A 13,803-nucleotide genomic window follows, 5' to 3' on the forward strand; every position below is an offset into this window, starting at 1 on the left:
CGCAAAAATTTAAAAACACTTAACTAATTCTCTCAGGTAGCGGATAATAGATACACTTTAAATGAATTGAGCAAATGTTAGAAGGCGAAGCGCAAGCAGACAGCAGTATCATCAAGGTCATGTGCGCAACCTGTCACAACAACACCATTTACCTCAAATTCATGAACCCCGAAAACAACCAAAAACCATTCAAAGCCGACCAATACATTTGTACCGAATGCCACCAAGGGCTGACACCAAGTATTGAAACGGCAGCAGATTAAACCTCAAACCACCATCAGCTGTCCTTTACAAAGCAATGAAGCCGTCTAATTCGCCATTCAAATACCTCAAAGCCACACCACTATCAAGCCAACACCAACAACCGCATTCAATCGATTTTGATGACATCTATTTTAACCAAGAAAACGGTGTAGCAGAAACCAAACACGTATTTATCAACGGTAATGACTTAATCAATCATTGGCAGAAAAATCGTGAGATGGATGATTTTGTGGTCGCAGAAACAGGCTTTGGAACGGGCTTGAACTTGTTGGTACTGTTACACCAATGGCACTTAGCCAAAGACAAACCCAAACACCTGCACTTTATCAGTGTAGAAAAACACCCGCTGAGTTTCGATGACATACAAAAAACCCATCAGGCTTTTCCAGAACTCCACCCTTTCAGCCAACAGCTGTTATCAATTTGGCATCGCTTTGACGATCATTTTCCTTGTGGCATCCAACGTTTCGACCTCAATGAACAGGTCTCTTTGACCCTGGCTTTTGGTGATGCCACCGAAAACTTTAAACAGTTACATGCCACAGTTGACGCTTGGTTTCTTGATGGTTTTGCACCAAAGAAAAACCCCGACATGTGGCACGATGAACTGATCACCGAAATCAACCGTTTATCAAGACCAGGGTCAACTTTGGCCACCTTCACCGCAGCTGGAGACATTCGACGGCGACTTGAAGCTCATGGTTTTGTGATCAAAAAAGTTCCTGGGTTTGGTAAAAAAAGAGAGATGATCACGGCTGTTTTTGACCACAAAACAAAGCTTCAAAAGGCTGGCCACCGCTGGTACCCATTGCCCAGTATGCTGTCAGACAATGAACAGACTGACAACAAGCGTATCACCATCTTGGGCGCTGGCATCGCCGGCTTATGCTTGGCATATTATTTTAAACAGGCTGGCTTTCACACCACCGTCATCGAGCAAAATGCACAACCCATGCAACAAGCATCAGGCAATGCTTTGGCCATGGTCATGCCAGTTATCACCGCACAAAATTCACCTGAAACACAGTTTTATCAGCGGGCCTTTGCCCATGCGCAAAGGTTTTATACGCAACAGGAGTTCAATGCCATTGGCGTCGAACAACTCATCACTGATGAAAAGACAAAACTGTGGGTACAAGCCATAAACAAGGCACAACCACCTACTCAAGTTTTGACCATCAACCAGCAAAAACTAACGGCCCTACACCCCAATGCCGGATACTTAGACACGCAAAAAATTGCTGGACGGCTCAGCCAGTCAGTAGATCAATTAATAACCCAGAAAATCAGCCGCATCACCCAAGATCAGTCAGGCCATTGGCAACTGTATGCAGGCAATGAAATCATCGCAACAACCGAATTATTGATCATAGCCAACGGCATCCAAGCCCAAATGATTGCTCAAAGTCATGGCTTTGATCTGGGACTAACTGCCAAACACGGCATGACCAGTGTGATCAAAGCATCAGCAATCGACATGCCACACATAATGCTTTCATCCGGATATTTGATTCCTGATGCAGCCAACAATCGATGGGTTTGTGGTGCCACTTTCGATCACTTGCCCGCAGCCCAATGGGATGATGATGCTGAATTAGCAGCTGATCATTGGCAGCGCAACAAACAATTTTGGCAGGGCCACGCGATCGCTGGTGTTTTAGAAAGCGCTGAAGTGATTGCGGGGCATGCTGCGATCAGGGCCACCACCGCGGATCACCTGCCGCTTTGTGGTCCAATTGTTGACCAAGCACAGTTTCAAGCCGATTATCATGATTTACACCACGGGCGGCATTGGCAAGACTATCCTGAAGCAAAGGTGAAAAAGAACCTCTATGTTTTGAATGGACTGGGTTCACGTGGCTTCACCAGTGCACCTTTATTGGCACAACATTTATGCGCAATGATTTGTGCGCAACCTTTGCCACTTGAGGATGATTTGTGTAAGATAATCCACCCAAATCGCTTCTTATATCGAAGCTTAAAAAAACCACCAAAATAAACAATGACAAGCCTTATGACCACTGATACAAACTTCAAAGACCACTTTTCTATCCAGGCCGAGGATTACAGTTTATATCGACCTGAATACCCAACAGAACTTTATGACTGGCTGGCATCACTGTGTCCTGAGCGGGCCTTGGCCTGGGACTGTGCCACCGGCACCGGTCAGGTTGCTGTGGCGCTGACCAATCGCTTTGGTTATGTCATTGGTACCGATGCCAGTGAGTCACAAATATACCATGCCACCACCTACCCTCGGGTTGAGTATGAAGTGGCATTGGCCCACCAAAGTCCGTTGCAAGACAACAGTGTCGATTTAATCACAGTTGGCCAAGCCTTACATTGGTTTGAGTTTGATTTGTTTTTCAAAGAAGTTGAGCGAGTCGCCAAAGCCGATGCCGTGCTGGCCGTTTGGTGCTATGAATTACACCAAATTTCTGCTGCAGTCGATGCTGTGGTGAAAAAGTACTACCATGACATCATTGGCGATTGTTGGCCACCAGAGCGCCATCACATCGAACAACGTTATGCCACCATAGACTTTCCTTTCGAAACCATCAAAGCACCAAAATGCACGATGGAAAAACAATGGACATTCAAGCATTTGGTGGGCTATTTAGGTACTTGGTCTGCGACCCAAAAATACATCCAAATAAACGGCGAAGACCCCAGAAGTTTGATCTTAGATGAACTGAAACAAGCTTGGGGCAATGATGAAACCAAGGCTGTTACATGGCCGGTTACGATTAAAACATTCCGCATCAAACCCACTGAAGGTCAATCATGAGCATCAAGAAACTCGCTGTTTATTGTTCCTCATCAGACCACATCAAGAAAATATATTTTGATCATGCCGATGCCTTGGGTGCCCTGATGGCAGATAATCAAATTGATTTGGTCTATGGTGGTGGCATGGTCGGCTTGATGGGAGAAGTGGCCAAATCAATCAAAAACCACCGCGGTAAAACCATCGGTGTGGTGCCTGAGGCATTGCGCATCGATGGCGTGGTGAATACCATCGATGATGAACTGATCATCACCGCTGACATGCACACCCGCAAAGCCAAGATGATTGAGCTGGCTGATGGCTTTATTGGCCTAGCAGGTGGCTTTGGCACCTTGGAAGAAATGCTCGAAGTGATGACCTTGAAACAATTGGGTTACCACGAAAAACCGATTGTGTTTTTGAACACCGACGGCTACTACAACAGCATTTTTGAGATGTTTGAGCACATATACGCGGAAAACTTTGCCAAAGCTGAATACCGGCAGCTGTATCACATTTGTGACACCCCAGAAGCGGCCATTGAATACTTAGAGAGCTACCAGCCGCCGGATCTACCCGATAAGTGGTTCATTTAAACCAACCCAGTCAATCAAAACCATCAGCAAAAATCAGGTCATCAACTGAATCCACCACTGAAAAAGCAATCGTTTGACTTGATACAATGGCACCACCAGCACTTGCTGCATCATAAGCGGTCAGCACCAAAGTATAGTTACCCAACAACAGCTGCATACCTGTAAAATCACCATTGTTATCACCAAACAGTGCATAAGGCGCCACATTCTCAACTTGGCTGTGAATGATGGGACCTGTGAGTTCGAAACCAACGCTGGCCGTACCAGCTGGTGTTGATGTGGCTTCGATTGAAAAGCTGGTGAAGCCCAGTTGTGACAGGTTGAGTTGTTGGTCATCAGACAGCGACACGACTTGCTTGTTTTCAACGGCATCAATCAAAACTGCCGACATCGATGGCACCCCAACTTGGATGGTAACCTGAGTGCTTGCTGAGTTTAGTTCACCATCTGTGGCTTGATAAGTGAACTGAAAGACCCCTTCGGTATTCAACTCAGGCGAATAACTGAAACTGCCATTGGGGTTCAACTCAAGCGCTCCATCGCTCACAGGCATCACCAACACAGCAGTCATGTCATCGCCATCTTGATCCACATCATTGATCAACACGCCTGGCGCAGATACAGCCAAGGTTTCATTGGTGGCTATCTTGTAGGCATCAGCAAATGCCTGTGGCGCACGATTTTGTTGTGGTCCGATTCGCTCAATGTACAACGCCACTTCAGAACCCATGGTCACTGGAACCGTAAAAGGACTCGATGATCCGTTGGCTTCATCCTCAATGCGCTCCCCAGTGAGTGGGTTGAACCAATTCAATCGATAATTCACAGCAGCCAAACCGCTCACACCGACCGCATCAGGCTCATCTTTGGCATAGACCACATACAAACCCTGGTCGCTGTCTTCCATGGCCCAAAGTCCATCACCAGTGACTATCGAATCATTCGGGCTGAGTTCATTGAAACGACTGGACAGCATGAAATTCTTCAGTCGATTCAAGTCGCCCAACACCTCAGCACTGGGATCATGGGGGTCATTGGCAGAAGCTGGGTCGCCATTGGCATTTCGGCTGCATAATTTGCCAGACTCTTGACACTCATAAGCGTTATACAACAGCGCATAGCCACCACCCGTGGCGCTGCCCCAGTTGGACTGTCGAATATTGGTTCTGTCATCCACGTGCAGCAAATTCAAATGCCAAGGGTGACACTCTGCCATGACATAGACCCAGTCTCCTTGACTGGCCCGGGCATGAACCCCTTCAGGACTGCGGTCGTTGTTGTTGCCACAAATCTGTTGCGCAAAAACATTGATGTTCTCATCAGCACCAAACTGCATGGCTTGGCCATTGTTGTGGTGGACACCGATGGGGTGAATCGGGTCATGCAGTTTTATTTCAGCTGCTATCGCCTCCATCAAGGCTTTATCCTCAGCACTGGAACAACTGCCCATCAGGTATTCCTCACCAGAGAGCCAAACCAAATGATCCAAATCACGGAAAGCCTCAACCAATGCTTTGATGTAACGCTTGGCATCTTGATTCAATGGCACCTCACAACCCCATGGCCTGGCCGTGTCATCAATCACATGCAGCCAAGTGACGATACCGGCTGCATCTAACTGCAACAAGTATTCCCGCCAGGCCGCAAAAACCCCAGCCCTGATGTCACTGCTGGCATCATTATTGATCACAAAAGGGTCTTCAAAATCATAACCATCACCCTCAAAAGAACGAATCGAATGCATGTACAACGCATTGGCGCCTGATGCAATCAATTCATCGACTATCTCTTGTCTGCGTTGATCAGTCTCATACAAAAAGCCCTCAGGGCCACCAACCCCAGCCATAAAGAAGGCTTGGTTGGAGTTTTGTTTTTTGAACCACTGGCCACCCTCATCAACCACCAATGGATCAGCAGGTGCTACTCCGGCTGCATAAAGTAGGCCACCCAACAAGTGTGAGCGAAAATCAGCATCGGCATAACTGGCATTGGTGTGTCCCATACCGGTATACCAAGACCTGCCGCCATCGTATTCATGGTACCAACTGATGGGGTGATCATCACCCATTTGACCACCGTTGTAGCTGTCTTCATCCAGAGTCAAAAGCACCTTGATGTCTGAGGCAACAGACGCTCTGGGATTGGATTGAAAGTTGTACCATTCATCGTTGCGCTGCCAAGTGGCAGGCAGGTTTTGGGTTGATGGGTGGGTGGCATCTTCAACCAATACATCGGCGTTTTGGATGGACGGGTGGTTATCAAAATAACTGCCTACCAGTTGCCCATACCAAGGCCAACTGTACTCTGTGTCACTGGCCGAGTGCACACCGACATAACCGCCGCCATCGCGGATGTAGACCTCAAAAGCGGCTTGTTCAATGGCATTGAGCACATCTCCACTGGTCAATAAAAACACCACTGCTTCATACTGCGCTAAATTGGCTGCACTGAAAGCCGATGCATCTTCAGTGAAACTCACTTCAAAGCCGTGGGCCTGAGATAACTCAGTCAATGCATTGATGGCTGATGGAATCGAGCCGTGTCTGAAACCGCTGGTCTTGCTGAATACCAAGACATCAAATGTCGGCGTGTTTTGGGCCTTGAGCACTGGGCTTACCAGCCAACACAAGCCTAAAAATAGCCAGAAAGTGATCGATTTCATGCATTACTCCAGTTGAATCTCTGTTTAGGTTAAGAATTATGCCACTGGGTTTTTGCTGACCAGTTCTCAATTAAGAAAACCACACGACTGGATGGTTATGAACTTAATCATTTATTAACCCATTGAACCCAATGGTCAAAGTTTCAATCGCTTCAAGGGTCGTTGTTGATCACATCGGAAGCATTTAAAAACCATTCGGGATTGTTGATTTGTTTCAGTTTTTCAGAAGTGGGCAACACCTTGGGATCTAGGTGAGTGGCGGTCAATGGATGGGGGTTACCAACACACAAATCCAAGGCCCGTCGGGTTTCATTGAAGGCATAATTACCACGATGTAACATCTGGGCATCAAACACCAACACATCACCCACATCCAAACTGATCAATTCAGCACCCGACAATGGTTCGGTGTTGTGGTGTCCGTTCTGCTCCAACCTAACTTCACGTTCATTCGGACTGTCCCATCTTTTGTGGCTGCCCGGTACCAACTCAACACCCTTTTCCGTCACCAAAGGTATGCGCACATGTAAACTGAGCATGTTCTTCTGCTCAGCGATGAACACCGATTCATCAATTGAATCATACTGCATATCACGGTGCCAGTAAGGCAATTTGTGTTGATCCAGCGGGTTGAAAAACAACTGGGTGTTATGAAAATAAAGTCCTGTACCAAAAATATCAGTCAACGTTTTAACCAAAACATCTGCTGTGATCGCATTGAAGAAATCCACGCGCGTTCTGCCATCATCAAAGAAGTATTGTTGCAGTGTCAGGGCATGCATGTTGACCATGTCATACTGTTTGATATCGGCTTGATTGGCGGTGAACCAGCCGTCAAAAACTGGGTTCACCGCACTGGCAATCGCACTCGAATTTTTGGTGTTGAGTAAGGATGGCAGCACCACATACCCATGCTGCTCGAAATGGTCACGCCTTCCTATCAAGTCAGACACTGCCTAACAACCAGTAGATGTACTACTTACAAAGTGGCCAATGCCGCAGCATAATCAGGTTCATTAACCACATCATCAACCAGCTCGCTGTAAACCACCTCGCCATTCTCATTGATTACCAGCGTGGCACGCGCATACAAACCATTGAGTGGTCCATCAGTCATCTTCACACCATAATTTTTGGCCAATGACTGATGCCTAAAATCTGAGGTAGTCACAGCATTTTCGATGCCCTCAGCAGCACAAAAACGATTCAAGGCAAACGGCAAGTCCATTGAAGCGAATAACAGCACCACATCATCAAGTGCTGCGGCTTTTTGGCTGAAAGTTTTTAACTGCAGCGCACAAACAGCGGTATCCACACTGGGGAAAATATTAAAAATGACTTTCTTGTTCTTAAATTCAGCCAAAGTGGCATCACTCAAGTCTGCTTTGATCAATTGAAAATCAGGTGCTTGTGAGCCGACCTTCGGAAAGTCACCTTCGGTGTTGATTGGGTTGCCTTTGAATTTTGTTTGAGCCATTGATGTATTCCTTAATTAAATCAAAGATTATAGCACCATCAACTGTAACTTAAATCTGGATTTGAACAGCTGTTACTTGAATTAACCATTGGCTACTGATTTGATCAAAATGGACCGTGCTTCATACATTGGCATACTTTTCTCTCGTGTTTACCTGTTAAAAATGTCATTAGGCCGTATTTTGTTATTATGGGTCCTTAATTTGAAAAAAATATGGTGTGAAATCCATACAATAGGAACTGTTGGTAAGACACTCACACACACAAGGAACAGACAGGAGGTCGCGCTCTGAAAGGATTCAGGGTTTAGCATCTAGGAAAGCAAGGATCGAAACGGGTGTCTTCATCAACAACAGGAATACTGCACAAGGATGTGATTTTACCCCAAGAAAACAGCCAGCATAGTTGCCTAAAATCTACTTCATTTAAACATTTTCGGTTTTAAAAAACAGGCCATCGCACCACCACCGGCTTCGATGTCTTCAAAAGTGAGTTTTGCATAAGCGCAGGTTGGGAAATTAGCCAAATCAGCATCACTCAAGTGGTTGATCAGATTGGTGAATGCCGGGTTGTGTCCCACCAACAACAGCTCATCATGGGTCAACAGGGCCGTTGATAACCAGCTGATTAAATTCGACGCCGAAAATTCATACAAATCATCCACCACTTGCCAGTCAAATGCATCACCAGCCCAGTTTTCTGCAATGGTTGTTATGGTTTCTCGGGCTCTGGTGGCCGGGCTACAAAAGACTTTTGGCCACCGTTCAAAAACATCGTCCAATGCCTTGGCCATGATAACGGCATCTTTGCGCCCCCTGCTGTTCAATGGCCTGTGTTGGTCACTGAGTCTTGGATTATCCCAACTGGACTTGGCGTGTCTGATCAGGTGCAGTGTTTTCATGACTGATCGGTATAGCGGCGGTAAGCGGCTCTGATTAACTCTTGGTAGTGGTACAAACCCGTTTCTCTTTTCATACACAACCTGCCCTTGTCATAGCTGCCTGAATCCAAACCCTTTTGCACCGCCTCACAAATCATGATGTCCTCATCTTGTACCTCATCACTGAACACCCGGTCTTGTTCAATCAAAGCCTCCCTGTCCTCAAATTCCGGATAATAATAATCAAAGATCACTTTGGTTTGGTTGTGCTTCAGGGGCAGCACTTGATTGGTTTGTAGTCTATTGGGCAGGATATTCAGCATGGTGTTGGGGTAGATAAAATAGTAATGCGCCTGACCCTCACCATAAAAACCGCTGCCCGCATCCAAGGGACTGAATTGATAGGAATACCACTTGGATAACTCGGTTTGGTAACTTTTATAATCCAACAATTGATTCAAGCCCGGATGGACATGCGGCAGGTGATAGCCCTCCAGAAAGTTTTCGATATAAACTTTCCAGTTACAATCCAGAATGAATTCATCGCGCCGGTGAAAACGCATGGCGTTCAAATCAATCGGTTCAATGCGTTGGCTGATGCCATCAACCACAGCATCAAGTTCAGGTACATCATCATGCAAAGCAACAAACACCATACCCTGCCAAGACTGTAATTTAACCTCTGGTAATTGATAGTCACTGACCTCAAAGCCAGGGGTGGTGTGCATTTCAGGAGCGCTTTTTAACTCACCGGTTAAATGGTAATTCCAGCCATGGTATTTACACATCAATGTTTTGCCATGACCATTCTCAAAAGCCAACGGTCCCGCTCGGTGACGGCAAACATTATGGAAAGCTTTCAAACCCTGACCCGTGTTCACCACGATGATGGGCAGATCGCCAAGCTGATGCACCACATAATCACCAACCTGAGTCAACTGACTGACGTGCGCGGCCAATTGCCAACTGCGATGCAACACATGGGTCTGGTCTAAAGCAGTGAATAGCCCAGCCTGATAAAATTCAGCAGGTAAACTGTGAGCCAAGTGCTGTGGCTCTGATTGTGCCACTTGGGCGATTTTCTGTCGGTCTTGTGGATTCATAGCAGTTGATAACAAAGTACTGCTGCCATCTTAATTGAAAGTCGTAACTAAAATACAGGTTTTCCTTGGGCTTAGAAGTAACGTAGGGTGGGCTCTGCCCACCATTTAATGGCACTGCTTTAATTAAACAAAAATCATAACTGGTTTTTTTTGGTGGGCGGAGCCCACCCTACATACTAAAGCTCAACGATCAAATATGATCGGCATCACCTGTCATCTTAGCCAATATCCGCCTGGCCTCTTTAAGTTGTTTCAATAACAAAGGCACACGCTGACGATCACCCCCAAACGATGCTTGAGAAAGTTCAAACTCCATTTGTTCGATCATTTTTTCCATTGGCGCAATGTTGGGATCAGGTTTTTTCATAAGAGCGGTGTTTGGCTTGAAAACAATCAATTGGCTATTTATCAATTGATTATTTTGATTCAGTTGTAAGCAGAAAAAAATGGATTCTATCAAAAATAATCATCTGACGAGAGTAAAAAGTCTCAATTACAAGCAGACTTTACCCATAGATAATTAGAAATCAAAAAAAACCGGTCTTATCTGTATGTAATTCAGTTTTATAAATTACCTGTCCCAAAACATTTTCATAGCATTTCCAAAAAAGTATTTGTCATCCTCTTTTAGATGTGAACACTTTTTGATACAGTGAGTCATACAACAGTGGAATCACTGCGTTACGGTTTTGATACCTACTTCAAAGGAAGGTTTTACGGAGAATTATAGTGTTTAATTATATGTTGCTTTTCTTAGGGCTTTTACAAACCGAGTACAATGATAAAGATACCTGTCATTTATGGACGGAAGCCTTAAAAATTCAAGTTCTAGAAATGCAAAACAGCTATGGCAAAGAATTTTCACTGAGTAAGGTCTACTCCAGTACATTCGAGTCAAGTCTGTGGATTAGTGATTCGAATATTGATTTCTTAGAATATGAGTTACCTTACTACAATGAAGAATATTTGGATGCTTCAATTACCAGTAACAACAATATTCGCAACAATGAATACAAACTGATTAATAACGAAATGAGTATTTACCTTACTCATTATAAACTGTCTGAGCTTGACCAATTCGATCCTGAGGATGAACAGTTCATACACCAGGATTTTCTTGAAATTGAAGGTTACTTGGAAATTGTAAAAAATACCAGCCATTGGGAATTGATGGATTACATGCTCACAAATGACTTTGAAAATTTTGATTGCAACTTGAATTCCAGCACTCCACTTTTCATCTATGGTAGTAAATCAAAATTTGCATTATTCAGAAGTAATTCTGATTGGTATAAAGTAACTACAAAAGACTTACGAGTGATTATTGAAGTGAATTTTCGACTTGGAGAAATAACTTATGAGTATTTCATTGGTGACGATTTGATGCAAGTATTCATACAGCATTCACAACCAATAGAAAAAAATAAATTTATTTCATGGATTTCAAATGGCTTGATCGAATGACTAACCAAGCGACTTATCAGGAACACCAATCATCGCTTTAAAGAGGTCAAACTATGGCAGGTTTATTGTGGCCCCTTTTAGTTGTGACCCTTTTTAGTTTTAATTTTGTTGTTGCAAAAACTCTAATTTTAAGCACTTCCATTCTTCATCATCAAGTTGCTTCATATACTCATGAATAACTTTTTTAAGTTGTAATTTCTTTGGATAAACATTTTGGCCACTAGTATTTTTAGCAAGGTTCACAGCTTCGTCATGTAGAACTCCGTATATTACCCAAACCATTAACACTTCCCAAGGATCATCATCAATCATATCCTCTGCATTATCCCATGCTTTTGATAACATGGGAAAAATGCGAGAATTATCCTTAGAACATTCAACATTAATTTGTTCGGGCCAAAGCTTTATCACATTATTAAAAACTGCTTTTATTTTAAAATTAATAGCGTTATTTTCCATCTCTCTTAATCACTCTACCATCATATCTAGAAACTGAAACTAATTTAGGAAAGGCACCTCAATCTACAAATTCTTGCACGCTCATCAGACATTTGCCACAGATATTTTTGAAGTTAATCCCAGAAACCTAAGACTCAGTTCCCCAAACATCAATTTGAACAAATCGTAGCGAAGCTGTGAGAATTCTGTGATTTTTGTGCGGCAAACTGTCGCTTCTTGATTCAATTACGAGGAGTAAAGCATGAAATTCAGTAAGAACTTACGTTCATTTTTATTACCCGCCAGTTTGTTATTGGCGACCCAAATACAAGCCGTCGAGCTTAAAGTCAAAGTTGAGAATTTAGGCCCTGAAGGTGGTTTGTATTTCACCCCACTATGGGTCGGTTTTCATGATGGCAGTTTTGATTTGTACGATCGCGGTGCTGCGGCCTCAGCAGGCGTTGAACGCTTTGCGGAGGATGGTGACTTTGCTGCTTTGAGGGATGAGTTTGCGCCTTCTGGTGGCTTTGATGCAGTTATTTTAAACCCAGAAGGTTTTGCTGGTGCACCGGTGTTTGATCCCGGTTTAGCCAGTTATGAGGTGTTCGATGTTGATCCCAGTAACCAATACTTCAGTTATGGTGCGATGATTCTGCCATCCAACGACGCCTTCATCGCCAATGGTGACCCAATGGCCCACCAAATATTCAATGCCGCTGGTGAATTCACCGGACCTGTTTCATTTGTGGTTTACGGCGCCGATGTTCTGGATGCAGGCACCGAGGCAAATACCGAATCTGATGCCGCATTTTTGAACCAAATGGCACCAGATACCGGTGAGGCAACTGCTGATACGGTGCAACTGCACCCGGGTTTCAATGGTTCAGCAGCTAATCCCAGTGCCACACCGGTTAACATTCTCGGTGCCACTGTGCCTCCGGGTACCGCCATCGATGCCACCGCTGGTGACTTCACCCGAGGTATCTACCCCATCATGCGTGTGACCATCCAACAAAACAGCACACCTGTTCGCGTCTCTGTCAAAAACACTGCCAGCGAAGGTGGCACCTTCTTCACGCCTCTTTGGGTGGGTTTTCATGACGGCGAATTTGATATTTATGACCGTGGTGCATCGGCCAGTGTCGGCTTGGAGCGTTTCGCTGAAGACGGCAGCTTTGATGCCTTGCGCAGTGATTTTGCTGGATTCAATGGTCAAGATGCGGTGATTTTAAATCCAGAAGGATTTGCTGGCGCACCGGTGTTTGATCCCGGTTTGGTCAGCAGCGAGGTATTCAATCTGAATCCAAGCACCGACAGGTACTTTTCATACGGCGCCATGTTATTACCCTCAAATGATGCTTTTTTTGCCAATGGTGACCCCAAAGCACATGCACTGTTCAATGCCAATGGTGATTTTGTTGGACCGGTGGCATTCAAAGTCTATGGTTCAGACATATTAGATGCAGGTACCGAGGCGAATACCGAAAGTGATGCAGCCTTCTTTAACCAATCAGCACCAGACAGCGGTGAGGCTACCAATGATGTGGTTACAACTCACCCAGGTTACAATGGTTCAGTCGGTAATCCTGATGGCACACCACAAGTGTTCTTGGGCGGCACCGGCGGCCCAGGTATCAGCTTTGATGAGACCGCAGCCGATTTCACCACCGCAGGTTACCAAGTGGCAGAAGTCAGGGTCTCAAGTTTAGTTGATGGTGGCTTCAGTGGCTCTTGGTATGACCCAGCAAGGGACGGTCATGGTTTGGTGATTGAGATCACTGAAACTGATGCCGGTAATCAGGCTGTGATCTCTTGGTACCACTATGCAGCCGATGGTTCTGGTGAACAAATTTGGTTAATCGGTACCGGTCCAGTGGTTGGCGATACGGCCATTGTTGAGTTGATTCAATCCTCAGGTGCTGTCTTTGGTGATGCTTTCAATGCTGATGATGTAACCCGCACCAACTGGGGCCAAGTCCGCATCAAGTTCAACTCTTGTACAACGGCTTCATTGTCTTACGACTCATTGGTTGAGGGCTTTGGTTCTGGCACTGAAACACTGACGCGATTGACTTCTGGTCCAGCCGCTTTCAATGGTGCCTGTCAGCTGTAAAAGCATGTTATTAACCCACCGACAAGTCACAGTCTTTTCC

Annotated in this window: 13 protein-coding genes; 6 read left to right on the forward strand and 7 right to left on the reverse strand. The window is 45.1% G+C overall.

Features of this window, described 5'->3' with window-relative positions:
• The first annotated feature begins 74 nt into the window (after positions 1–74).
• The 4 genes from QNI24_RS04975 to QNI24_RS04990 are packed head-to-tail and all read left to right on the forward strand — an operon-like array spanning position 75 to position 3,627.
• A complete protein-coding gene (locus tag QNI24_RS04975) occupies positions 75–263 on the forward strand; it encodes a hypothetical protein (protein ID WP_267175527.1) in 189 nt (62 codons plus the stop codon).
• Between the two features lie 35 nt (positions 264–298).
• Positions 299–2,263 (forward strand): FAD-dependent 5-carboxymethylaminomethyl-2-thiouridine(34) oxidoreductase MnmC1, encoded by a 1,965-nt coding sequence (mnmC1, locus tag QNI24_RS04980; RefSeq protein ID WP_267175526.1) that lies wholly within the window; start codon positions 299–301, stop codon positions 2,261–2,263.
• Between the two features lie 15 nt (positions 2,264–2,278).
• A complete protein-coding gene (locus QNI24_RS04985; protein WP_267175525.1) occupies positions 2,279–3,052 on the forward strand; it encodes a class I SAM-dependent methyltransferase in 774 nt (257 codons plus the stop codon).
• On the forward strand, positions 3,049–3,627 hold the full coding sequence (locus tag QNI24_RS04990) for an LOG family protein (protein WP_267175524.1): 579 nt from the start codon (positions 3,049–3,051) through the stop codon (positions 3,625–3,627). Before QNI24_RS04985 ends, QNI24_RS04990 begins: the two co-directional genes overlap by 4 nt.
• 10 nt (positions 3,628–3,637) lie before the next feature.
• Here the strand turns inward: QNI24_RS04990 and QNI24_RS04995 are convergent, their stop codons facing one another.
• From QNI24_RS04995 to QNI24_RS05020, 6 genes are all read right to left on the reverse strand, one after another.
• The gene (locus QNI24_RS04995) at positions 3,638–6,289 is read right to left on the reverse strand and encodes a ThuA domain-containing protein (protein WP_267175523.1); all 2,652 of its coding nucleotides are present in this window, start codon (positions 6,287–6,289) and stop codon (positions 3,638–3,640) included.
• A gap of 152 nt (positions 6,290–6,441) precedes the next feature.
• Positions 6,442–7,242 (reverse strand): phytanoyl-CoA dioxygenase family protein, encoded by an 801-nt coding sequence (locus tag QNI24_RS05000; protein ID WP_267175522.1) that lies wholly within the window; start codon positions 7,240–7,242, stop codon positions 6,442–6,444.
• A gap of 26 nt (positions 7,243–7,268) precedes the next feature.
• The gene (gene tpx, locus QNI24_RS05005; protein WP_267175521.1) at positions 7,269–7,766 is read right to left on the reverse strand and encodes a thiol peroxidase; all 498 of its coding nucleotides are present in this window, start codon (positions 7,764–7,766) and stop codon (positions 7,269–7,271) included.
• A 420-nt stretch (positions 7,767–8,186) separates the two neighbouring features.
• Positions 8,187–8,666 carry a SixA phosphatase family protein gene (locus tag QNI24_RS05010; RefSeq protein ID WP_267175520.1) on the reverse strand — a complete coding sequence of 160 codons (480 nt, stop codon included), beginning with the start codon at positions 8,664–8,666 and terminating at the stop codon, positions 8,187–8,189.
• Positions 8,663–9,748, reverse strand: coding sequence for an aromatic ring-hydroxylating oxygenase subunit alpha (locus tag QNI24_RS05015; RefSeq protein ID WP_267175519.1), 1,086 nt, complete (start codon positions 9,746–9,748; stop codon positions 8,663–8,665). Before QNI24_RS05015 ends, QNI24_RS05010 begins: the two co-directional genes overlap by 4 nt.
• A gap of 190 nt (positions 9,749–9,938) precedes the next feature.
• Positions 9,939–10,115 carry a hypothetical protein gene (locus tag QNI24_RS05020; RefSeq protein WP_267175518.1) on the reverse strand — a complete coding sequence of 59 codons (177 nt, stop codon included), beginning with the start codon at positions 10,113–10,115 and terminating at the stop codon, positions 9,939–9,941.
• 362 nt (positions 10,116–10,477) lie between these two features.
• On the opposite strand from QNI24_RS05020, the gene QNI24_RS05025 reads away from it, so the two are divergent.
• The gene (locus QNI24_RS05025) at positions 10,478–11,212 is read left to right on the forward strand and encodes a hypothetical protein (RefSeq protein WP_267175517.1); all 735 of its coding nucleotides are present in this window, start codon (positions 10,478–10,480) and stop codon (positions 11,210–11,212) included.
• A 99-nt stretch (positions 11,213–11,311) separates the two neighbouring features.
• Here QNI24_RS05025 and QNI24_RS05030 read toward each other — a convergent pair whose 3' ends face one another.
• Positions 11,312–11,671, reverse strand: coding sequence for a hypothetical protein (locus QNI24_RS05030; RefSeq protein WP_267175516.1), 360 nt, complete (start codon positions 11,669–11,671; stop codon positions 11,312–11,314).
• 241 nt (positions 11,672–11,912) lie between these two features.
• Between QNI24_RS05030 and QNI24_RS05035 the strand changes: the two genes are divergently transcribed.
• Entirely contained in the window at positions 11,913–13,763 is a 1,851-nt protein-coding gene (locus tag QNI24_RS05035) for a spondin domain-containing protein (protein ID WP_267175515.1), read from the forward strand.
• Positions 13,764–13,803 lie beyond the last annotated feature (40 nt).

It is taken from the genome of Marinicella marina (genome assembly GCF_030065545.1).
Lineage (GTDB): Bacteria > Pseudomonadota > Gammaproteobacteria > Xanthomonadales > Marinicellaceae > Marinicella > Marinicella marina.